Genomic DNA, 21833 nt, shown 5'->3' on the forward strand with positions numbered 1-21833 from the left:
CGAATCGGCGCTTCAAAGCGGAAGGAGTAGGCTTGCTGCATCAATCAGGAAGCGAGTTCGCGCAGCACATCCTCCGTGCTGCGCACCTCGGCATACTCGCCATGCAGATTCGCCAGCGCCATCAGGTGTACTTCCTCGGCACTGCGCCAGGTCCCGCCGAAATCCTGCTTTTCGAACGCAAACGTCGCATCCGACACCACGGTGGTGGCAAAACCCAGGTTGCCGGCCGTGCGCGCGCTTGCTTCAACCGAATTGTTCGTGCTCACGCCAACGATCACGAGCTGCCGGATGCCGCGCGCATGCAGCCACCGTTCCAGCCCGGACTGCACAAAGGCATCCGGGACATTTTTCTCGATCACATGCTCATGCGCCAAAGGCAGGAACCGCTCCTGGAATTCGACACCGGCTTGTCCGGGCGCGAACACGGACGACGGTGACCGGCTGATGTGGCGCACGCTCACCACCGGCAACCCGGCACGGCGCCATGCGGCATGGAGGCGGGCGATATTGTCTTCCGCGTCAAGGTTGTTGCGGGCCGGCAGGCTGTCGAAGCGCATGCCCTTTTGCATATCGATGACGATCAATGCGCCTGGCTTGTCCACGGTGTTCCTTTCAGGTAGCTGCATGCCTCACACATGCTTGTAGAAGAAGGTGGTTGCGCACGACTGGCCGTTCGGCATCAGCGCGTAGTCCGGCACCACGCCGACCCGCTGCCAGCCCAGGCGCTCGTACAGGCGCGCCGCGCCCGCATCCGCGGTGTCGAGCACCAGTACGTTTCTGCCCTGCGCGCGGGCGGCCTCTTCCACTGCCTGCATCAGGCGCTGGCCGATACCGGACTGGCGCGCGCGGCGGTGCACCAGCAGCTTGGCGACGTCGGCGCGATGCGGCTGGTTCTCGGGCATCCCGGTGACCAGCTGGACGGTGCCGGCAATGCCGTGATCGTCCTCGGCCACCAGCAGCGTGCGCTCACCGTGGGCCACGCCATCGGCCACATCCTGCCAGAAGCGCAGCGCCGTCTCGCGCTTCATGGGCAGCATGAAGCTCACCGAGGCGCCGCCCTCGACGCAGTCGAGGAGCACGTCGGCCAGTTGCCCGGTGCAGGCTGCCGCCTCGCTCGCATCGAGCCGGCGTACGCAACAAGGGTTCGTCATTCTTCTTTCCTGGAAGGTTTGTGCGCCTGCGAGACGAGGGCGACGAGGTAGCGCGCCGGAACATCGGTCGGGTTGTGGAAGACGATTGGCTGGTCGAGCCGCATGCCGATGCAGTCGCCCGTGGCGAGGCGCCAGGGGGTGTCGCCCACGGTCAATTCCATCGTGCCTTCGATGATCCAGACCTGCTGGTAGACGTCGACGTTGCGCGCCGCCGTTTCGTAGGCCACGCGCTGCCGCGCAGGAAAATCGACTTCCACCAGCTGGATCGGCGAATACGCGGCCGGCGAAAGCTGATGGCGCACATAGCCGGAACCCGGGTCGGTCCACACCGGCTGGTCCTGGCGGCGCGATACGGGGGAGGGCGCAGCACGGGGCTGTTCGAAGAGCGAGGCCAGGGTGACGCCCAGCGCGGCGCTCAGCTTGTCGAGCACGGTTGCGGTCGCGCTGCTTTCGCCGCGCTCGATGAGCGAGATGGTCGAACGGCTGACACCGCTCCGGTCGGCCAGGGCCGCCAGCGTTAGGCCCTGCGCATCGCGCAGTTCACGCAAGCGGGAAGCGATGAGTTGATTGATATCCACGACATCCAGTATATAGGAATAATAATTCCTGTATACTGGATTTTTGGGCTGACTGAACCCTTGCTTACAGCATCAGGGGCTTGTCCGGCAATTCATTTGCACGCGAGCCATTGGCTGGGAAGTGCTGCCGCAGCAATTCGTTCACCTGCCTGACGGCCGCCAGCGTCGCATCATGGAACTGGCCCGCCTTGAAGCCAGCGGTCATGGTCTGGCACACCGCCTGCCAGGTGGCGCTGTCGATCTTGCGGTCGATGCCGCGGTCGGCCACGATGTCCACCTTGTGCTCGGCCAGGTTGACGTAGATGAGCACGCCGCAATTGTCTTCCGTGTCCCAGAGGCCATAGTCGGCGAACAGCGCCAGCGCGCGCTGGCGGTTGGTTACGCCATCCCAGGCATCATCGAAGGGCAGGGCCTTCTCGACGATCAGCCGCACTTCGCCGCGGTGGGTCTGTTCGCCTACCGTGATGGCTTCGCTGAGGGCGCTGAGCGTCGCTTCAGGGAAAGCCCGCTTGGCTTCGGCGCTGCTGCTGGTGAGATGGCGCCATGCGCGCTCAATGCGTTGTCCCATACCCATTACCAATCTCCCGAGGCGCCGCCGCCGTCAAAGCTGCCGCCGCCGCCCGAAAAGCCGCCGCCACCGAATCCCCCACCACCACTGCTGAAACCGCCACCGCCGCGGCCCAGGCCGCCGAGGACATTGCCGAGGATAATACCGGTCGCGACATTGCCCAGGCCACTGCTGCTACGGCCCCAATGACCCGGGGAGAGCCGGCTGCGGCGCGGGCGGAATATCGCACGCAACAGGGTAAAACCAATCACGATTGCAAGAATGGTGAACATCGAAAAACCTCCTCCTCCGTTATCCTGCTGGAGCTGGCTCGGGGGCACCTGCCGTTGTGCCGGAGCCGGAAAGGCTTCCTTGTTCAGCAACGTGGCGATGGCGCCGACGCCAGCGACCAGTCCTTCGTAGTAATGATTTTGGCGAAAATGCGGCGCGATCACATCCTGCAGGATGCGTTTCGATTGCGCGTCGGTGAGCACGCCCTGCACGCCGCGCCCGGCCTCGATGCGCAGCCGGCGCAGCGAACTCGGGTTATTAGCCGCGACCATCAAGAGCACGCCATCGTCGACGCCCTTGCGGCCCAGCTTCCAGGCATCGGAGACGCGGATGCTGTACTGCTCGATCGCTTCCGGCTCGGTCGACTTGACCAGCAGCACGGCGATCTGGCTGCCGGTGCGGGCCTCGTAATCGGCCAGCACAGCGGTCAGTCGTTCGCGCTGGGCGGCGTCGAGCATGCCGGCCTGGTCAACCACGCGACCGCTCAGTGCAGGGACCGGCTTGAGCTGGGCGAATGCCGGGCTGGCCAGGATGCAGGCGAGCAGCAGGGCCCAGAGCGAGTGCAGGAAAGGGCCCTTTGAAAACGCACGCATCGTTTATTTGCCGAAGTCGACCGAAGGAGCAGTCGAGATCGCTTTTTCGTTCTCGACCGTGAACGAAGGCTTGGTTTCGTAACCAAAGATCATGGCGGTCAGGTTGTTCGGAAACTGGCGTACCGAGACGTTATAGTCCTGCACCGCCGCAATGTAGCGCTGGCGTGCCACCGTGATGCGGTTTTCGGTTCCTTCGAGCTGCGACTGCAGGTCGCGGAAGCTGGTGTCGGCCTTCAGGTCGGGATATTTTTCCGAGACCACCATCAGGCGCGACAGCGCGCCGGATAGTTCGCCCTGCACCTGCTGGAACTTCTTGAAGGCTTCCGGATTGTTCAGCACTTCCGGCGTGATCTGGAAACTGGTGGCGGCAGCGCGGGCGCGTGTCACGGCCTCGAGCGTTTCGCGCTCGTGCGACGCATAGCCCTTGACGGTATTGACCAGGTTCGGGATCAGGTCGGCGCGGCGCTGGTACTGGTTGACCACTTCGCCCCAGGCTGCCTTGGTCGCCTCGTCCTTGGTCTGGAATGCGTTATAGCCGCAGCCGGACAGAAGCGAGCCGGTGAGGATGGCCAGGGCCAGGGTACGGGTCCAACGCGAGAAGAAAGTAAAGGTCATGATTGATAATCCGCGGCAAGTTGTCGAATAATCAAAATATACATGATGTAAAGATTTTCTGGCGCATCATCGGGGCGCGGGGCGGCGCGCGAGGCCGGCGGGTACAATATTGGGTTTGCAATAATCGACCGACAAGGGGCTTAGAGTGAATTTCATCGACAAACTTTCCGCTGCATGGACCTGCAACAATTCGCTGCTGTGCGTCGGGCTCGACCCGGACCTGGCGCGTTTCCCGGCGCATTTGCAGGGCCAGCCGGACGCCATTGTCCAGTTCTGCAAGGCAATCATCGATGCGACCGCCGACCTGGCCTGCGCCTTCAAGCCCCAGATCGCGTATTTCGCGGCGCTCGGCGCAGAAACCCAGCTCGAAGAAATCTGCACCTATCTGCGCACGCATTACTCGCACATTCCGCTGGTGCTGGACGCCAAGCGCGGCGACATCGGCGCTACCGCCCACCAGTACGCACGCGAAGCCTTTGACCGCTACGGCGCGGACGCGGTGACCGTCAATCCCTACATGGGCTTCGATTCGGTCGAGCCTTACCTGGAGTGGGCCGACCGCGGCGTGATTGTCCTGTGCCGTACCTCGAACGCGGGGGGCTCGGACCTGCAATTCCTCGACGTGGGCGGACGGCCGCTGTACCAGCACGTGGCGCAACTGGTGGCGGACAAGTGGAACCGCAACGGCCAGCTGGCGCTGGTGGTCGGGGCGACCTTCCCGGAAGAAATCGCAGAGGTGCGCAAGCTGGTGGGGGATATGCCTTTGCTGATCCCGGGTGTGGGCGCGCAGGGCGGGGATGTGGAAGCGACCGTCAAGGCGGGACGCACTGCCGACGGGACCGGGATGATGATCAATTCGTCGCGGGCGATCTTGTATGCGGCGCCGCAGGAGGGGGAGGATTTTGCGGCGGCGGCGCGCAGGGTAGCGCGCGAGACGCGTGATGCGATTAATAGGGCGCGGGGGTAAGGCAGCGGTGGTGGTAGGCGTGCAAGATTGGGTTCCTTGCGCAGGCGGGAACCCAGGTTCGCGCTGCAATCGCCAGCCTATTTAAGCGCGCAGCGCGAACGAACCAACAAGCACCTCAATACCGCTCCGGCGCAATCAACTCCACATAGTCATACAGCGCCCCCAGTATCTCCTCGGCCCGCTCGTCCGCCGTCTCCGACAGCGCATCGATTTCCCCGAACAGCTGGTCCACCGTACGCGCACCGCCGGCGCCGTCGAACAGGCGCGCCGCGCGGTGTTCTTCCCACTGCTGCGCTTCCTCGGCCGACAAGGTTTGCGGGAAGTTGCGCGCACGGTAGCGGAAGAACAGCTCGGACAGGCGCTCGTCCTCGAACGAGGGCCGCATGGCGGCCAGCGCCGCGGGTTTTTCGTGACGGAGCGACTCCAGCTTGCGGCGGTCACCATTGCCGACAAAACCGCCGTACAGGTCTTCGTCCACGTCCACTTCGAGCGTCGGGGCCGGCTTCTGGAACACCTGCGCCCAGATCGCCGTCATGTTGCGTCCGCTTGCCGCCAGCGCCGCATGGGCGCGGCCGCGCTCCAGGTCGATGTCCCAGCGCGTGGCCGCGGCCGGCTGCAGGGTCTTGAGGTTACCCACCAACATCGGTGATTTGTTCAGGTGCACGCTCTTGATCGGCAGGCGTGTCACGCCTTCCGGCAGGTCGGCGCTGCGGGTGAACATCCGCATGCGGATCGTCTCGACGTCGAGCGTGAACAATTCGGACGGATCGTGGCGGCAGTCCCACACCAGGATCTCGTTCTTGTTGGTCGGGTGCTGGGCCAGGGGCCAGACCAGGCCCAGGCAGCCGTACTCGACGGGGAACATGCCGGACACGTGGAGGAAGGGCTGGCGCTGGCCCGGCTCCAGGTGCAGGCCCATTTCGGCGGCCACGCGGTCCTTGCGGCGCAACTCAAGGCAGAAGTCGAACAGCTTCGGCTGCTTCTGGCGGATCAGGCGCGCCAGCGCAATGGTGGCGCGCACGTCCGACAGCGCATCGTGCGCTGCCTCGTGCACCAGTGCGTTGGCGGTGGTCAGGTGTTCCAGACGGAAGCTCGGCTTGCCGTCTTCGCGGGATGGCCATTCGATGCCGTCCGGGCGCAGCGCGTACACCATGCGCACCACGTCCAGCAGGTCCCAGCGGCCGCAGCCGTTCTGCCACTCGCGCGCGTAAGGATCGATCAGGTTGCGCCAGAACAGGTGGCGCGTCACCTCGTCGTCGAAGCGGATCGTGTTGTAGCCCACGCCGATGGTGCCGGGCTCGCTGAAGGCGGCCTCGATCTGGCGGGCGAACTCATGCTCGGGCACGCCCCGTTCCAGGCAGTGCTGGGGCGTGATGCCGGTGATCAGGCAGGATTGCGGGTCGGGCAAAAAATCCGGCGCCGGCTGGCAGTACAGCATGACCGGTTCGCCGATCTCGTTGAGGTCGGCGTCGGTGCGGATGGCGGCGAACTGGGCCGGACGGTCACGGCGCGGGACCGCGCCGAAGGTTTCATAGTCGTGCCAGAGGAAGGTATGCGTGCTCATGTATTGTTATGGTTTCGCCGCGACTGCGGCGGGCAGGCGCCATGGTGGCACAGAATGGACGCGGCGTCAGCCGCCCGGGTACGCACGTTTGCGCTGGATGCGACCTCAGACGCAGACACGGTCGCGCCCGGCTTCCTTGGCGCGGTAGAGCGCGGCGTCGGCGGCCGCCACCAGCGCGTGCTCGTCGCCGCCGTCCCCGAGCGTGGCCACGCCAAAGGAACCGGTGATATGGGGCATGGGCAGGCGCATGTCGGGAAAGACCATCGCCGCGCGCAGGCGCTCGGCCAGGCGTTCGGCCACCATTTCCGCCAGCCCCAGGTGGGTGTCCGGCAAGACCGCCATCAATTCCTCGCCGCCATAGCGCACGGCAAAGTCGGACGGGCGCAGCGAATCGCGGATCACGCTGGCGGCGCTCGACAAGGCCGCGTCGCCCGCGATGTGGCCGTGGGTGTCGTTGAAGCGCTTGAAATGGTCGAGGTCGATCATGATGACCGACAGCGGGCTGCCATCCTGGTGGGCGCGGGCCGCGAGCTTGGGCAGCATTTCATTGAGCCAGGCGCGGTTGTACAGGCCGGTGAGGGCGTCGTTGAGCGAGAGCTGGCGGTAGAACTCGCCGAGCTTCTGGCGCCGGCGCAACAGGACGTTGGCGGCGCGCACCCGGAAGGACAGCAGGCGCAGCAGGTTGCGTGCCAGCACGTTCGAGCGGTCGATCAATTGCCACACCAGTTCCGGCTCGATCACCAGCAGCTCGCACTCCTCGAGCGCCGTCATCGCCGCCAGGTTCACCGCATCGTCCAGCACCGCCTGCTCGCCGACGCTCTCGCCGGGCAACACCCGGGTGATGCCGCTGTCTTCATGGCCGCTGTGCGCATCCGGCGCCACTTCCAGCGAGCCCGCCAGCACGATATAGAGCCGCGCGCGCAAGCCGTCCTCGACCCGCTCGCCGGCCGCCACCCGCACGATGGAGCAGGGGGCGAGCGCCGCCGTGACGGCCGGGTCGTCGGCGTCGCGGAACAATTGCAGGTCGCGCACGGCGTAGCGGGATGCACCAAAGGTGCCGATCGGGTTCACGGGGTCTCGGGAAGAAATGTCATTGCGACTTGGAATGATAACCCATTGCAATAGATGAGCGCGGGCTGGCGTTCCAGAAACAACAGTGGTCCAATAGCGGCCATGACGAATCCTGCTTCTCCCCATCTGGTCGACGCCGCCGGCCACCAGCATCTTCCTGCGCCCGGCGCGCGCATCGTCTCGCTGGTGCCTTCGATTACCGAGCTGCTGTGCGATCTCGGCCTGGCCGGCCAACTGGTCGGCCGCACCGGGTTTTGCATCCATCCGCGCGCGGCCTTGGAGGCCATCCCGAAAATCGGCGGCACCAAGGATGTGAACATCGAGAAAATCCGCAAGCTCGCGCCGACCCATCTCGTGGTGAATATCGACGAGAACGAGAAGCCGACGGTGGAGAAACTGGCGGAGTTCGTGCCGAACATCGTGGTCACGCACCCGCTGGCGCCGCGCGACAACCTGGCGCTGGCGCGGCTGATGGGCGGGATTTTTGATAGGCAGGAAGCGTCCGAAGCCTGGTGCGCCGCCTTCGGGCAGGAATACGCGGCCCTGCGCGCGCTACCCAAGGCCCCGCCGCGTACCGTGCTGTACTGCATCTGGCAGGACCCGTGGATGAGTGTTTCCAGCGGCACCTATATCGCCGCCATGCTGGGGGAGCTGGGCTGGACGGTGCCATCCCTCGGCGAGGCACGCTATCCGTGCTTCGACTGGTCCGAGGCACTGGTCGGCCAGCTCGATGCGGTCCTGCTGTCCACCGAACCCTACCGGTTCACGGAAGCGCATGCGGATGCGCTCGAGAAGCGGCTCGGCATCCCGGTCTTCCTGGTCGATGGGGAAATGATGTCGTGGTACGGCAGCCGGGCACTCTCCAGCTTGCGCTATTTGCGCACGCTGAGGGCGATGGTGGAAGGCGAGAGGGGAGGCTAGGGCGCACGCCCTGGAGCCGGGCGTGCGCAGAGTCTGGATTACGAGTCGGTCAGGTGCTTGTCGGACAGCGGATCGATGTCTTCTTCGACTGCCACTGCGGCCGGGGCGTGCTTGTTCTTGTCTGCCAGGCGGCCGAGGGCGCTGTCGAGGGCGCGGGCCAGCTTGCCGCCGGCGTTCTTGATCGACTGGTGCAGTTCCACCGAGTGCTCATGGACGACGATTGGCTGGTAGCCGCTGACGCGCGCTTCCATCATGCAATAGTTGCCGCCGTCGGCATGCTTTTCCTTGTTCTCATTGCTCAGGTGCACGTCCACGCGGGTGACCTGCTCGCCGAAACGGCCGATCGAGCTCTGGACCACGGATTGCACGTGTTCGTCCAGGCCCTGGTGTTTTTCGATGGTGTTGTCGGTGTTTACGTTGATTTGCATAAAATCGCTCCTGTTGTCATAACAACTACATCTTACATGCGGCGCTCAATTTGCCGCGTCCCGTTAGGACACGTGGGGTCGGCCTGGCAGGTTGCAAGGGTGGCCAGGTTGCAATCTTGCTCTCGCGGCGGCGAGGGTTTTCCCTTGTAACGTAGGCGGGTTTCCCGCCCACGCGGTGATAGTTCGCAGCGAGATCATGCGGCACGATGATTTGACCGCCAACTGTCACCGCGTGGGCAGATCACCAGCTGTTAATTATGGCTGCGCCAAATCCGCTTCGCTCGTAAACGCATCCGCAAAGAACTCGTCTTCCGGCAGCCCGCACTGCGCCACGTAGTCGCGCCGCGCGGAATCGACCATGACCGGCGCGCCGCAGGCATAGACCTGGTGGCTGGAGAGGTCCGGCAGGTCCTGCATCACGGCCGCGTGCACGTAGCCGGTGCGGCCCTGCCACGCGTCTTCCGGCAGCGCATCCGAAATCACCGGCACGTACTGGAAGTCGGGCAGCGTGGTTTCCCAGGCGCGGCACAATTCGTCCATGTACAGGTCTTGCGGGCGGCGGCCGCCCCAGTACAGGCGCACGGGGCGGGTGGACTTCAGGTGCATCAGGTGCTCCACCAAGGCCTTGACCGGCGCGAAGCCGGTGCCCGAGGCCAGCAGCACGATCGGCTTGTTCGATTCTTCGCGCAGGAAGAAGGTGCCGAGCGGGCCTTCGAAGCGCAGGATGTCGCGCTCCTTCATGGCGCCGAACACGTGGTCGGTGAACAGGCCGCCCGCCAGGTGCCGGATGTGCAGCTCGAGCGGGCCGGTGAACGACGGTGCGCAGGCGATGCTGTAGGCGCGGCGCTTGCCGTCCTTGAGCAGGAATTCGACATACTGGCCGGCGCGGTAGGCCAGTGCCTCGTTGGCCGGCAGCTGCAGGGTGACGATGGCGACGTCCGGCGCGGCCTTGCGGATGCTGGCGACCCGGGTCGGCATCTTGCGGATCGGGTATTCCGAACTGCCGCCCACTTCGCGCGCTTCGATCACCAGGTCGCCTTCGGGCACGGCGCAGCAGAACAGCGACATGCCGGCGGTTTTTTCGACCTCGCCCAGGGCGCGCTGCTGGTGCGGCTTGTGGTGCAGGGAGCCATCGAGCACCTTGCCCTTGCAGGAACCGCAGGCGCCGTTCTTGCAGCCGTAGGGCAGGCCGATGCCGGCGCGGATGGCAGCGGACAGGACGGTTTCATCGGCCTCGCAGGTGAACTGGTGGCCGCTTGGCTGGACGGTGATCTGGAAGGTCATGCAGTGTCGATGGTTGAGGCCTGCGCGCGCAGGCGTTGATAGGGAATATGGGTAGTGCGACAGGGCGGTATTCTACACCGCCGGTCCCTGCGCCGCGGCACGCCAGCCCGGCGGGTCAGGCGGGGCGCCGCGCCGGCTGCTGTGCTACATTGGCGCGCCCGGACTTTCCTTTTCTTCCCATGACCCGCTCTGCTGCATTCAACCGTCCGCGCCTGCTCATCGTCGGCTGCGGCGACGTCGGCATGCGCGTGCTGCCGCTCGTGCGCGGGCGCTGGCGCGTGTTCGCGCTCACCAGCCAGCCGGAGCGCTGCGCCGAACTGCGCGCCGCCGGCGCCGTGCCCATCGTGGCGGATCTCGACCGCCCGGCGACCCTGGGGCGGCTGCGCGGCCTGGCCGACTGGGTGCTGCACCTGGCCCCGCCCCAGCCGGAGGGCGTTGAAGACCGCCGCACGCGCCACCTGGTCGCGGCGCTCGGGCCGGCGGCGCGGCTGGCGTATGTGAGCACGAGCGGCGTGTACGGCGACTGCGGCGGTGAGCTGGTGCGCGAATCGCGCCCGGTGGCGCCGATGAATGCGCGCGCACGGCGCCGTGTGGACGCCGAGCGCGTCTTGCGGGCCTGGGCGCTGGTGAACGGCACCCGGCTGGCCATCCTGCGCGCACCCGGCATCTATGCGGCCGAGCGCCTGCCTTTCAAGCGCCTGGAGTCGGGTACCCCGGCATTGCGGGCGGAAGACGACGTCTACACCAACCATATCCATGCCGACGACCTGGCGCGGATCGCCGTGCAGGCGCTGTTGCGCACGCGCGGCGGGCGCGTGCTGCATGCGGTGGACGACACCCGCATGAAGATGGCCGACTATTTCGATGCGGTCGCCGACGCGTTTGGCATGCAGCGCCCGCCGCGGCTGCCGCGCGCCGAACTGCAGGAGGTGGTCACGTCGACGCTGCTGTCGTACATGTCCGAATCGCGCCGGCTGGACAATACGCGCCTCAAGCGCGAGCTGCGCATGCGGCTGCGCCATCCTGAGGTAGCGGTGGCGCTGGAAGGCTTCGCCCGCGTACAATCACGCTCCCTGAAGGAGAATCCAGCATGACCTATGAAGAATACCTCGATGAAGTAACCACGCTGATCGTGGAGAAATACGGCATCACCGAAAACGCCGCGATCAAGATCGTGGTGCAGGCGCAGGACAAGGAATTCTTTGTCCCGCATGACGAGCAGCCGGACATGCGCACCATCGACCGCGCCCACCTCGACGCCCGCAAGCTGTTCGACGCCAGCGGCATGACCAAGGTTGTGCCAGGCAAGAAGAAGTAATTTTTTGATCGTTCCGCACGACGCTGCGTAATCGAAAAAACGGCCGGGTTGGCGCCTGTCGCCACCCCGGCCGTTGTTTGACAGCATTCAGGCCGCGTGCGCCAGTGCCTTGCCTGGCGCGGAGCAGAAGGCATGTGCGGCGTTGGCGGCTTTGCCCGGCTTGCCTGGCGACGAGCAGAACGCATGCGCGGCACTTGCGGCTTCCCGTGGATTGCCCGGCGACGAGCAGAATGCATGCGCGGCGCCGGCGACTTCCCGTGGTTTGCCGGGCGACGAGCAGAATGCGTGCGCGGCGCTCGCAACTTCACGTGGCTTGCCTGGCGACGAGCAGAACGCATGCGCGGCGGCGTTGACAGCTTCGCCCGGCTTGCCCGGCGAGGAGCAGAATGCGGTCGCGGCGTCGGCGGCTTCGCTTGGCATGCCCTGCCATGCGCCGATGTCGGCGCGCTTGCTGTCCGGCGTACTCCAGGCGGCGGCAGGCCAGGCGCCGAATTCCGCTTCATAGATATCGCGCATGCGTTCGCCCCCGGCAGCGTGCTCGCCTTCGTTCGCACTGTCACCGATGCCGACGTAAGGGTAGTGGTGCAGGAAGTAGCCGAACACCGCTTCGCAGTCGGCTGCGTATTTCATGGTATCGAGGATGTGGTAGTGCCAGAAGGTGTCGACATCGACGGTGGGCGATGCGCCCGCGTCCGGGTATTTCTTCATCAGGAACAGGAAGCGGCGGTACTCCGATTCCACGGCATCGGCGCGCATGGCGGACCAGCCTTCGCCGGACTCCACGTGCATCAGCTTCATTTTGATCGGGGCCAGATCGAGCGTTTCAAAAGCTGCGAATTCGATAGTCGACATGATTTTTCACCTTTGTTTTGATATGTTTATCAAGGCATTTCTAATTATCCCTGGCGGTGGAGCGGTGCTTCAGAAGATTCCTCCTGCTTGGACTATGCGGGTTAATCGGATGTCAGGGCTTTCATCTTGACCGGTGGCAGTGATAAGAATTGTCCTGCGTGCGGTCATGTTTAATGTTGAGTTCGCTCAAGCAAGAAACTGCTGTGCAGAAACGCTACAACAGTCTCCACATGGTGTTTCGGGCAGGCGCGTCAAGCCAGTGCGGACAGCATGACGTCGCTGTCGCGCGCTACCCCGCGCATGCCCTGTTCGTCGCCGCGGATCGGGATCGTGACGGCGATGGTGGTGCCGGTTTCCGGGCCGCTGCTGATCGAGAAGCTGCCTCCGAGGATGTTGACGCGCTCCTCGATCCCTACCAGCCCGAACGAGCCGTTGCGGTTGCGGCTGCCCGGTTGCATGCCGATGCCGTTGTCGCGGATCGTCATGGTCAGCATCCCCGCATGCTCGTGCAGGTCGATGCGCACCTTGCTGGCGTGCGCGTGGCGCGCCACGTTGTTGAACGACTCCTGCAGGATGCGGAACAGCGCGGTGGCGCAATGGTCGTCGAGGTGGTGCTCGGTTTCGTCTTCCACCAGTTCGCATTTGATGCCGGTGCGGCGCGCGAAGTCGGCCACCTGCCAGTCCACCGCTGCATTCAGGCCCAGGTCGAGCACGTTGGGGCGCAGGTCGTTGATGATCTGGCGCACGCTGCGGATGGTGACGTCGATCTGGCGCACGGTGGCGTCGGCGCGCTCGTGCAGGCGGCCGTGGCGCCCGCGCGTGCGGTTGGCGAGGATCTCGGCCTCGATCTTCAGCGCCAGCAGGTTCTGCGCCAGCTCGTCGTGGATCTCGCGCGCGATGCGTTTGCGCTCGCCTTCCTTGATCTGCTCCGCGTGCGCGGCCAGCAGCCGCAATTTCTCGTTGGTGGCCTGCAGCTTGCCCTGGCTGGCGCGCAGCTCGCGCGTCATGTCTTCGGCCATGCGCAGGGCGCTGCGGCGCGACGAGGCCATGGTCTGGAACAGCGCGTAGAGCAGGGCGGTGCTGAGCGTGCCCGCCAGCGCAGCCAGCCACGGGTAATACACGTCGAAGCGCGTATACAGCGCGGACTTGGCGATGCTGAAGTCGGCGCGCCACCGGCGCTGGTTGAATTCGATCGGCAGGCTGGCGCGCAGTACGGCGCCGTCCTCCGCAGCCGGCGCCGGATTCGGATGGGGCAAGGTCGCCTGGCTGTCGTAGAGGATGGCGCTGGGGCGCGCCTCGCCCGGTTCCTGCGGCACGTCGGTAAGGTCGGTGAGCACCAGGCGGGCGCCCTTGACGGGGAATTCGTCGAGCACCCCGTTGATCATCCTGTTGACGCCAAAAGCGATCCCGACCGAGCCGATGTAGGCGGCGCGGCGCTGGGTGACGGTGTCGATCGGCATGTCGCTGCGGTACACCGGCAAGCGCATCGCGAGCGCGTTCTGGATCGGCCCCGGCATGATCCTGACGCGGAAACCCGAGGCGGCAATGGTGTTGTTGTCGCGCGACTGCGCAGCCGTGCGGCGGATGTAGCTGCGCGCTTCCAGGTCGAGGCCGAGCTTGTCGAGCGTTTGCGGGGTGGCCGGTTCCATGTAGACCAGGATCGTGTAGCTGGCGCGGCCGGGCACGCGATGCAGCTTCGTGGCAGGTTCGGGCATGCCGTACTGGCGCAGGCGGCGGCGCACGTCCGCGTCCACTGCCGCCAGCTCACCAGGGCCGACGGTGCGCGCGTAGTTCATGACCTCGATGCCCGGGAAGTTGCGGGGCGTGTCGAGCTGCCTGACGTAGTGGCGGAATTCGTCGGCGCCGGCGGCCGGATTGGCGCGGAACAGTCCGGCCGTGCCACGCAGCACGTCGGAATAGCTCTTGATGCGGGCGTCGATCGTGTACTGGGCGGCGCGCGCCATGCCGTGGAAACGCGTCTGCATATCGCTTTCGATGGCTTCCGCGGTGGCGAGGTAAAGGCTGCCGCCAACGGCCAAGGACAGCAGCGCCCCGGTGAGCAGGGTCGTTGGCAGCCTGGCCAGAGTGACAGGGTGACGGCGGGAAGACATGATCCGTGGCCTCGCTTGCAAGATGAAGTCGTCGTCTTTATGCGACAAACATTCATACGCTAAGCGGGTTTAGGCGACGAAGTACCTATCAGGATAGATAGGTTTACCAAAAAACCAACGGGTGTTGGGTAATCGGAAGATTTCCGGGCGGTGGGATGCGAGGAAGGGAAACGTTTCGACTGCACGGAGAACCGGGCCCCGGCCTGCGCCGGGGCGACGGTTTTGCGGCAGTCGATTGTTGCTGCCGAAGCGCTTATTTCGCCCAGCTGTCCTTCAGCGTGGTCACGCGGTTGAACACCGGCTTGCCCGGCTGCGAGTCGACCTGGTCGGCCACGAAATAGCCGTGGCGCTCGAACTGGAAGCGCTGCTCGGGCTTGGCTGCCGCCATGCCCGGCTCGAGATAGGCGGTCACGGTTTCCAGTGCGTTCGGATTGAGCAGGGCCTTGAAGTCCTTGCCGCCCGCGTCCGGCTGGGCATCGAGGAACAGGCGGTCGTACAGGCGCACTTCCGCCGCCAAGGCCGAGGCGGCGCTGACCCAGGTGATGTTGCCCTTGACCTTGTAGTTGTCCGCGCCCGGTGTGCCCGATTTCGAATCCGGGAAGTAGTTCACGTGCACCGCCGTCACCTTGCCGTCGGCATCCTTGTCGAAGCCGGTGCACTCGACCACGTAGCCGTACTTCAGGCGCACGCGGCTGCCCGGCTGGTCGCCCACGGGTGGCGTAAAGCGGAAATAGCCCTTGGTCGGGGTTTCCATGAAGTCTTCCTGCTCGATCCACAGTTCGCGCGTGAACGGGAAGCTGCGCACCCCCATGTCGGGATGGTGCGGGTGGACCGGCGAGGTGCACGCGTGTGCTTCGTCCTCAGGGAAATTGTCCACGATCAGCTTCAACGGCCGAAGGACGGCGATCGCGCGCGGCGCTTTCGGGTCGAGGTCGTCGCGCAGCGAACCTTCCAGCGTGCCCATGTCGATCCAGCCGTCGGACTTCGACACGCCGATGCGCTCGCAGAACAGCTGGATCGATTCCGGCGTATAGCCGCGGCGGCGCAGGCCGACAATGGTCGGCATGCGCGGATCGTCCCAGCCGGACACGATGCCTTCGTCGACCAGCTGGCGCAGCTTGCGCTTGGACATGACGACATAGGTCAGGTTCAGGCGCGACATCTCGTACTGGCGCGGCACCGGCGGCGTGAAGAAGCCGCCTTCGGTCGCGGTGGCGATCAGCCAGTCGTAGAACGGGCGGTGGTCCTGGAATTCGAGGGTGCAGATCGAGTGGGTGATCGACTCCAGCGCATCCGACAGCGGATGGGTGTAGTCGTACATCGGATAGATGCACCAGTCGTCGCCCGTGCGGTGGTGGTGCGCATGGCGGATGCGGTACAGGGCCGGATCGCGGTTGGTCATGTTCGGCGAGGCCATCGCGTCCTCGCTCATCTTCGCGCGCAGGATGTGTTCGCCGTCCTTGAACTTGCCCGCTTTCATGTCGCGGAACAGCTGCAGGGATTCTGCGGCCGGGCGATTGCGGAAAGGCGAATTCGTGCCCGGCGTGCCGAAATTGCCGCGGTTACGCGCCATGTCTTCGGCGCTCTGGCTGTCGACGTAGGCAAGGCCCTTTTCGATCAGGTATTCGGCGATCGCGTACAGCTTGTCGAAATAGTCGCTGGCGTAGTGCAGGAATTCCTCGCCGCCTTGCTCCCACGAAAAGCCGAGCCATTTCACGCTGTCCATGATGGTGTCGACGTATTCCTGGTCTTCTTTCTCCGGGTTGGTGTCGTCGAAGCGCAGGTGGCAGCGGCCGGCGTAGTCGCGCGCCAGGCCGAAGTTCAGGCAGATCGATTTCGCGTGGCCGATGTGCAGGTAGCCGTTGGGCTCCGGCGGGAAGCGGGTGATGACTTGCGGCATGCCTTCGCGCGCATGGGTGCCGGCCGCGAGGTCATTGTCGATAATGGCACGCAGAAAGTTAGACGGAGGCGTCGGCGCGTTGGTCGCAGCCGGTTTGTTCTTATCGTTGCTCATGAAGAAGTTTCTGGATGGGGAAGTAGCGAACATTTTACCGTACGGCGGGGCAGGCGGCCTCCTATGTGGTAGAGCGCACGGTAGGGCACGCCAGGCGAGAACATACTTGTGGCAATTTCGTCCATACAGAAGGCTTCAAGCATGAAAACCCTCGCCACCCATCCGGACCTGGTCCGCGCCTGGCTGCTGGCCCAGGCCGGCATGCCGCTGCCCCCGCTGCCCCCGCTGCCGCCTGCGCGCCCGGGCCTGCAGCCCCTGAACAAGCCGGTGCATCACTGAGCTCTCGTGGGCAGCTTCGCCACGTTATCGTTTTCTATAGGATAATCTCGTTTTTGCCGGACTTGCCGCGAGTGCGGCATTGCTAGCGGCCTTGGCCGGGAGAGTTTCAGTTGGAAAATTTATACGCGATCCTCGGCGTTGCCCCGAATGCCGGCGACGACGAGATCAAGAAGGTCTACCGCTCCCTGGCGATGCGCTACCACCCGGACCGCAACCAGGCGCCTGGCGCCGAGGCGCGCTTCAAGGCGGTGTCGAAGGCCTATGAAATCCTGTCCGACCCGGTCAAGCGCGCCGAGTACAACCAGAGCGTCAACCACCGCATCGTGCTCGATGCCGAGGCCGAAGCGTTCGAACTGTGGCGCTCGGTGTTCGCGCTCAACGGCGTGAGTCTCCAGCACTGAGCTGCGCCAGCTGCCGGCCGGCGCCGATCGACATCGGCGCCCAACCAACGAATCAACAGGACACACCATGAAAAACGTACATCCCGAATTCTCGTTCCAGTCGCGCGAACTGGACGGGCAGATCGAGGGCACGCTGGGCGATCCGCCCAACAAGAAGAACTACAACATGATGGTCAGCGCCCTGGTGTCGGAATACGCCAGCGGCTCGGGCCTGGACGACGTCAACCTGATGGCCTTCGCGCTCGTTGACTGTATCAAGTTCAAGGATCCGAAAGGCCTTCTGCGCGAGTCGGCCGACTACGAAGGCAGCGACCCGGCGCGCGTGTTCGCCATGGCCGAGTGCGACGGCGGGCAAGGCAGCGCCATGTACGCGGCCATGACGGCCAACTACCCGGAACTGGCGCGCCAGGCCATCATCACCGCCTTCCTGTACAAGAACCAGGCGCGCTGGGAAGACGAGGACCGCGATTTCGACCGCCTCGGCGAAGGCGACGAGGGCGACGACGACATGGACGACAGCGCCGCGACCGACGACTTCACCCAGCTGTTCGATCCGGACGGAGGAGAGCGCGAATGAGCGACGACGCCAAGCAAGGCAGCAACCTGCCGGCGCTGACCCGCCAGGTCAGCGAACTGGTGCTGGCCGGCTCGCTCGACCACGCCGAAGAAGCATTCTCGAAAGCGGCCGACGAGCATGGCGACTACGCGGTGGTCGAAGTGCTGTCCACGCTGCCGCCGCAAGTGACCGCGCTGCACCTGGCCGGCTTCGACGGCGGCAAGACCTCGCTGGCGACCATGCTGGTGCCGCCCAAGGCCTGGGCCGACAGCCTGGCCTATATCGCCGCCACCTGGCCGGACAACATGATCGAGGACGATCCCGAGCGCATCGCCGAGAACCTGTTCAACCACGTGCACGGCATCGTGTACGCCAACGACGACGAAGAGCGCCGCCACGAGCTGCTGCACGAAGCCTCCGCCACCGACCACGGCGCGACCGTGTTCGCGATCATGTGGTCGCTGGCGCCGCGCGAGATCCTCGAGGTGGCGGGCGAGATCCTGTCGAAAGGGCGCTACGTCACCGGCCAGACCAGCGGCGACAGCGACATCGTGCCGCTGGCGATCGACCTGGCCAAGGCCAGCGAAGACGGCTGGGAGCGCTCGCTGCTCGAGCTGTTCCCGGAATTCCGCCACAGCGCCGAGATGGCTGACATGGAGCTGCCGGACGACCCGGACGAAGAGTCGCCCTTCATGCAGCGCAACACGCGCGAACTGCTCTACCGCCTGCGCAAACAGGTGCCATCGGTGCGCAGCATGCCGCGGCGCGGCGCCCGCAGGAGCATGGGCACGGACATCTTCTCGTGAGCGGGGCGCCAGGAACCATGCTGCCCGCACTCGTCGTCGAGAAGCTGCCGCGCCTGGTGCGCGCCATCAAACTGCTGCCGCTCGAGGCCACGCCGGACGAAGCCGAGGTGCTGGCCGACGAGCTGTGCGGCATCACCGCGATGGTGGCCGAGAAGTTTACCAACGACCGCACCGCCGAAGGCATCCAGCGCGCACTGCTCCTGACAGTGGGCGGCGTCTCGCTCGGGCTCGAGCACGAAGTCGACACCGATGACGATCTCGACGCGCTCGATGTGCTGATCGAGGAGGGCGCCGAATCGGTGTTCCAGGCGGGTTTCCGCATGGTGCGCGACCTGGCGGCGATGCCCGAGGATACCCTGGTCGGCGAGTACGACACCGACCCGGTGTACTCGCAGCGCCGCCTGAAGGAATTGTTCGTCGACCTGTGCACGGCCGATCCGGGCGAGACCTGGACCGGCTACGAGCGCTACCTGGGCCAGCTCAAGCAGCGCCAGGGCGTGCAGGCGATCGTGCGCGCAGCGCAATGGCTGCGCCGCCACCACTACGAAGGCCCGATCAACGACCCGGACCTGAACGCCGAAGGCGTGATCGCGCTGGCGATCATCTTCGCGGTGGAAGCGGGCGGGCGCATCACGGCGCGCACCGGCCAGCGCGAATTCGAGCGCTTGGTGAAATCGGTACGCCGCAACAAGCCCGACTTCGAAGCCGGCTGGGCCGAGCTGATGGCGCGCATCCCGGCGGCGCATCAAGCCGTCATTGCCGAGCGCATCGCGACCTACCGCGAGCAGTGCACGGTGCTGCAGCACATCGGTACCAAGGCGACCATCAAGCAGCTCTTCGGGGAACTGGAAAACTACGCCGGTTCCGAACTCGACGCGGACCTGCCGTGACGAGCCGGCGATGACGGGCGTGCGTGGTCCGATTGCAGCAGGAAGTGCAGACTTCCGCCGCATCAACCGCGCGATGGCCTTCGGGGGCTTTTCCGTCTTCGCACTGCTCTACTGCGTCCAGCCGCTGATGCCGCTGCTGGCGCGCGACTTTTCCCTCACGCCCGCACAGAGCAGCCTGGCGCTGTCGGTGTCCACTGCCACCCTGGCGGTGGCGCTGCTGGCATCAAGCCTTCTCGCCGAGCGCATCGGCCGCAAGCAGATCATGACGGCCTCGATGGTTGGCGGCGCCTTGCTCACGCTGCTGTCGAGCTTCGCAGTTGATTACTACCAGCTGGTAGGCGCGCGTGCGCTGCTCGGCCTCATGCTGGGCGGGCTGCCCGCGGTGGCGATGGCCTACCTGAGCGACGAGATCGAAGGTTCTTCGCTCGGCCTGTCGATGGGCATGTACATCAGCGGTAGCGCCTTCGGGGGCATGAGCGGACGCGTGCTGTCCTCCTTCATCAGCGACTTCAGTTCCTGGCGCATCGCGGTCGGGCTGCTGGGCGTGGCCGGGCTGTACGCGGCCTGGGAGTTCTCGCGCAGCCTGCCGCCTTCGCGCCATGCGGGTTCCAGGCGGGCGCCGGGACCGGGCTTTCTGGACGGGCTGCGCACCCACTGGCGCGACGAGGGCCTGCCCTGGCTGTTCTTGCTGCCGTTTTTGCTGATGGGCGTGTTCGTCAGCCTGTACAACTACATCGGCTACCGGCTGCTGGCGCCTCCATTTGGCCTGAGCCAGAGCGCGGTGGGCGCCGTCTCGCTGCTCTACCTGCTGGGCATCGTCAGCTCGATGTGGGCCGGCAAGCTGGCCGACCGCCTGGGCCGGCGCAACGTGCTGTGGCTGGTGCTGGGCGTGATGATCGCCGGGCTGCTGGTGACCCTGCACGATTCGGTGGTGGCGGTGGTGCTGGGCACCGGGCTGGCGACCTTCGGCTTCTTCGCCTCGCATTCGGTGGCCAGCAGCTGGGTGGGGAGGAGGGCCCGGCCGCCGCAGGCCCTGGCCTCGGGCATCTACCTGTTCAGTTATTACGTGGGGTCGAGCGTGATCGGCTGGTGCACCGGCTATGTATGGGCATCGTGGGGCTGGCCGGGCGTGGTCGCCGTGCTCGGGGCATTGCTCGCAGTGGCGATGGGGATTGCGCTGCGGCTGCGTTCACTGGCGCCTATCTAACGTGTAGGGTGGGCGGGGTAATGTCGGACAATGCCCAACCACCCTACGATTTCACGGTTCCAGGCATGGCCGCAAAGCAGCTTACTGCGCTGCGCGCTTGACCACCACGCCACCCTGGATCACGACTGCCGGGGCCTCCAGCAGTTGCACATTGCTCGTTGGGTCGCCCTGCACGGCCACCATGTCGGCAAAGCGCCCAACCTCGACCACGCCGACGTCCTTGCGCGCCAGGGCTTCAGAAGCGTTGATCGTGGCTGCCTGGATGGCTTGCAGCGGCGTCATGCCGTATTTCACCATCACCGCGAACTGCTTGGCGTTGCCGCCATGGGGATGCACGCCGGCGTCCGTGCCGAAGACCATCTTCACGCCGGCGGCATGCGCCTTCTTGAAATTCTGGCGCTGGATGTCGGTCACTTCGCGGTCCTTGCGCAGGTTATCATCCAGCACGCCGTTTTTCTTTCCTTCCGCCGCCGTGTAGTCGCCGTTATAGATATCCATCGACAGCCAGGCGCCGTGCTTTTTCGCCAGCGTGATGCCTTCGTCGTCGATCAGGCTGGCGTGCTCGATCGTGTTGACGCCAGCCCGGATGGCATCCTTGATGCCGGCCGCGCCGTGGGCATGGGCGGCGACCTGCAGGCCCCACTGGTGGGCTTCCTCGACCGCGGCGCGCATCTCGGCCAAATTCATCTGCTGCTGGCCGGGTTCCGTATTGCGCGAGAAGACGCCGCCGGTGGCGCAGATCTTGATCACCTGGGCGCCGTACTTGCGCAGCGCGCGCACCGACTTGCGTACTTCGTCGGGACCGTCGGCGTTATACGGTGCTTTCTCGTCCATCGACGGCGGGAAATAGGTCGAGTCGCAATGGCTACCGGTTGGCCCGAACGACCATGCCGCGGGAACGATGCGCGGACCGCGTACCTTGCCGGCGGCGATGGCCTGGCCGAGGCCCACGTCGTTCCAGTCCGACGCGCCCACGTTGCGCACCGTCGTGAAGCCCGCGTCCAGCGTCTTGCCCGCGTGGACCACGCTCAGGGCCGACCAGAAGCGGTCGTTGTATTCCAGGTTGGTGTAGCCGCCGTAGGTCGGGTCGGAATCGAGATGGACATGCATGTCGATCAGGCCGGGGACCAGGGTCATGCCCGGCAAGGCAATGCGCGTGGTGCCGGTGCCGGCGTCGGCGGCAGGCGTCGCAGCGTTTGGTTTGATGCTGACGACCTTGCCGTCGCGGACCAGGATTTCCGGACTCTGGATCATCCGTCCCGCGCGCACGTCCAGCAGGCGGTCCGCGGTGATGATCACGTCGGCGGCGAAGGCGCCGGAGCTGGCCAGTACGGCCAGGCAGAACAGGGCGATGCGCGATGTCGGGCGGTGCTGTCGATCCAAAAGATT

24 protein-coding genes are annotated in these 21833 nt (G+C 65.4%); 10 read left to right on the forward strand and 14 right to left on the reverse strand.

The features are described from left to right. Positions 1–44 precede the first annotated feature (44 nt). The 6 genes from AC56K1_RS15340 to AC56K1_RS15365 form a co-directional block, all read right to left on the reverse strand. On the reverse strand, positions 45–626 hold the full coding sequence (locus tag AC56K1_RS15340; RefSeq protein WP_497158662.1) for a cysteine hydrolase family protein: 582 nt from the start codon (positions 624–626) through the stop codon (positions 45–47). A 3-nt stretch (positions 627–629) separates the two neighbouring features. Then, positions 630–1151 carry a GNAT family N-acetyltransferase gene (locus AC56K1_RS15345; RefSeq protein ID WP_497158663.1) on the reverse strand — a complete coding sequence of 174 codons (522 nt, stop codon included), beginning with the start codon at positions 1149–1151 and terminating at the stop codon, positions 630–632. After that, positions 1148–1729, reverse strand: a complete 582-nt coding sequence (locus AC56K1_RS15350) for a helix-turn-helix domain-containing protein (RefSeq protein WP_497158664.1) — start codon at positions 1727–1729, stop codon at positions 1148–1150. The genes AC56K1_RS15345 and AC56K1_RS15350 overlap by 4 nt, the downstream gene beginning before the upstream one ends. 64 nt (positions 1730–1793) lie before the next feature. Continuing rightward, on the reverse strand, positions 1794–2303 hold the full coding sequence (locus AC56K1_RS15355; protein WP_497158665.1) for a TPM domain-containing protein: 510 nt from the start codon (positions 2301–2303) through the stop codon (positions 1794–1796). Next, positions 2303–3160, reverse strand: a complete 858-nt coding sequence (locus AC56K1_RS15360; RefSeq protein WP_497158666.1) for a TPM domain-containing protein — start codon at positions 3158–3160, stop codon at positions 2303–2305. Before AC56K1_RS15360 ends, AC56K1_RS15355 begins: the two co-directional genes overlap by 1 nt. Positions 3161–3163: 3 nt before the next feature. Next, a complete protein-coding gene (locus tag AC56K1_RS15365) occupies positions 3164–3775 on the reverse strand; it encodes a LemA family protein (RefSeq protein ID WP_497158667.1) in 612 nt (203 codons plus the stop codon). Between the two features lie 145 nt (positions 3776–3920). Between AC56K1_RS15365 and pyrF the strand changes: the two genes are divergently transcribed. Then, the gene (pyrF, locus tag AC56K1_RS15370; RefSeq protein WP_497158668.1) at positions 3921–4742 is read left to right on the forward strand and encodes an orotidine-5'-phosphate decarboxylase; all 822 of its coding nucleotides are present in this window, start codon (positions 3921–3923) and stop codon (positions 4740–4742) included. 115 nt (positions 4743–4857) lie between these two features. Here pyrF and sbcB read toward each other — a convergent pair whose 3' ends face one another. Together sbcB and AC56K1_RS15380 are read right to left on the reverse strand one after the other, a co-directional pair. Beyond that, positions 4858–6306: an exodeoxyribonuclease I gene (sbcB, locus tag AC56K1_RS15375; RefSeq protein ID WP_497158669.1), complete on the reverse strand. Its 1449-nt coding sequence runs from the start codon at positions 6304–6306 to the stop codon at positions 4858–4860. A gap of 105 nt (positions 6307–6411) precedes the next feature. Beyond that, a complete protein-coding gene (locus tag AC56K1_RS15380) occupies positions 6412–7377 on the reverse strand; it encodes a GGDEF domain-containing protein (RefSeq protein WP_497158670.1) in 966 nt (321 codons plus the stop codon). 102 nt (positions 7378–7479) lie between these two features. Here AC56K1_RS15380 and AC56K1_RS15385 point away from each other — a divergent pair, with 102 nt between their 5' ends. Beyond that, on the forward strand, positions 7480–8298 hold the full coding sequence (locus AC56K1_RS15385) for a helical backbone metal receptor (RefSeq protein WP_497158671.1): 819 nt from the start codon (positions 7480–7482) through the stop codon (positions 8296–8298). 38 nt (positions 8299–8336) lie between these two features. Here the strand turns inward: AC56K1_RS15385 and AC56K1_RS15390 are convergent, their stop codons facing one another. Together AC56K1_RS15390 and AC56K1_RS15395 are read right to left on the reverse strand one after the other, a co-directional pair. Then, a complete protein-coding gene (locus AC56K1_RS15390) occupies positions 8337–8726 on the reverse strand; it encodes an HPF/RaiA family ribosome-associated protein (protein WP_497158672.1) in 390 nt (129 codons plus the stop codon). Between the two features lie 255 nt (positions 8727–8981). Further along, positions 8982–10010 carry a CDP-6-deoxy-delta-3,4-glucoseen reductase gene (locus AC56K1_RS15395; protein ID WP_497158673.1) on the reverse strand — a complete coding sequence of 343 codons (1029 nt, stop codon included), beginning with the start codon at positions 10008–10010 and terminating at the stop codon, positions 8982–8984. Positions 10011–10189: 179 nt separating this feature from the next. Here AC56K1_RS15395 and AC56K1_RS15400 point away from each other — a divergent pair, with 179 nt between their 5' ends. Continuing rightward, positions 10190–11104: an SDR family oxidoreductase gene (locus tag AC56K1_RS15400; RefSeq protein WP_497158674.1), complete on the forward strand. Its 915-nt coding sequence runs from the start codon at positions 10190–10192 to the stop codon at positions 11102–11104. After that, positions 11101–11328, forward strand: a complete 228-nt coding sequence (locus tag AC56K1_RS15405; RefSeq protein WP_497128477.1) for a hypothetical protein — start codon at positions 11101–11103, stop codon at positions 11326–11328. The genes AC56K1_RS15400 and AC56K1_RS15405 overlap by 4 nt, the downstream gene beginning before the upstream one ends. Before the next feature lie 87 nt (positions 11329–11415). On the opposite strand, the gene AC56K1_RS15410 is transcribed toward AC56K1_RS15405, so the two are convergent. The 3 genes from AC56K1_RS15410 to AC56K1_RS15420 form a co-directional block, all read right to left on the reverse strand. Then, the gene (locus AC56K1_RS15410) at positions 11416–12180 is read right to left on the reverse strand and encodes a glycine-rich domain-containing protein (protein WP_497158675.1); all 765 of its coding nucleotides are present in this window, start codon (positions 12178–12180) and stop codon (positions 11416–11418) included. A 251-nt stretch (positions 12181–12431) separates the two neighbouring features. Next, complete coding sequence (locus AC56K1_RS15415) at positions 12432–14291, reverse strand: sensor histidine kinase (protein WP_497158676.1); 1860 nt, start codon at positions 14289–14291, stop codon at positions 12432–12434. Between the two features lie 253 nt (positions 14292–14544). Beyond that, positions 14545–16305, reverse strand: coding sequence for a glutamine--tRNA ligase/YqeY domain fusion protein (locus AC56K1_RS15420; protein ID WP_497158677.1), 1761 nt, complete (start codon positions 16303–16305; stop codon positions 14545–14547). Positions 16306–16446: 141 nt separating this feature from the next. Between AC56K1_RS15420 and AC56K1_RS15425 the strand changes: the two genes are divergently transcribed. The 6 genes from AC56K1_RS15425 to AC56K1_RS15450 all read left to right on the forward strand — a co-directional run bounded on the left by AC56K1_RS15425 (position 16447) and on the right by AC56K1_RS15450 (position 20444). Beyond that, positions 16447–16584 (forward strand): hypothetical protein, encoded by a 138-nt coding sequence (locus tag AC56K1_RS15425; protein WP_497158678.1) that lies wholly within the window; start codon positions 16447–16449, stop codon positions 16582–16584. Positions 16585–16694: 110 nt separating this feature from the next. Further along, positions 16695–16985, forward strand: a complete 291-nt coding sequence (locus AC56K1_RS15430; protein WP_497158679.1) for a DnaJ domain-containing protein — start codon at positions 16695–16697, stop codon at positions 16983–16985. A gap of 67 nt (positions 16986–17052) precedes the next feature. Next, a complete protein-coding gene (locus tag AC56K1_RS15435) occupies positions 17053–17562 on the forward strand; it encodes a hypothetical protein (protein WP_497158680.1) in 510 nt (169 codons plus the stop codon). After that, the gene (locus tag AC56K1_RS15440; protein WP_497158681.1) at positions 17559–18347 is read left to right on the forward strand and encodes a hypothetical protein; all 789 of its coding nucleotides are present in this window, start codon (positions 17559–17561) and stop codon (positions 18345–18347) included. The genes AC56K1_RS15435 and AC56K1_RS15440 overlap by 4 nt, the downstream gene beginning before the upstream one ends. A 17-nt stretch (positions 18348–18364) precedes the next feature. After that, positions 18365–19237 carry a hypothetical protein gene (locus AC56K1_RS15445; RefSeq protein ID WP_497158682.1) on the forward strand — a complete coding sequence of 291 codons (873 nt, stop codon included), beginning with the start codon at positions 18365–18367 and terminating at the stop codon, positions 19235–19237. A gap of 10 nt (positions 19238–19247) precedes the next feature. Beyond that, the gene (locus AC56K1_RS15450) at positions 19248–20444 is read left to right on the forward strand and encodes an MFS transporter (protein ID WP_497158683.1); all 1197 of its coding nucleotides are present in this window, start codon (positions 19248–19250) and stop codon (positions 20442–20444) included. 81 nt (positions 20445–20525) lie between these two features. Here AC56K1_RS15450 and AC56K1_RS15455 read toward each other — a convergent pair whose 3' ends face one another. Then, on the reverse strand, positions 20526–21827 hold the full coding sequence (locus tag AC56K1_RS15455; RefSeq protein WP_497158684.1) for a Xaa-Pro dipeptidase: 1302 nt from the start codon (positions 21825–21827) through the stop codon (positions 20526–20528). Between the last annotated feature and the right edge of the window lie 6 nt (positions 21828–21833).

The organism is Telluria sp. ZB4P37, from assembly GCF_059685855.1.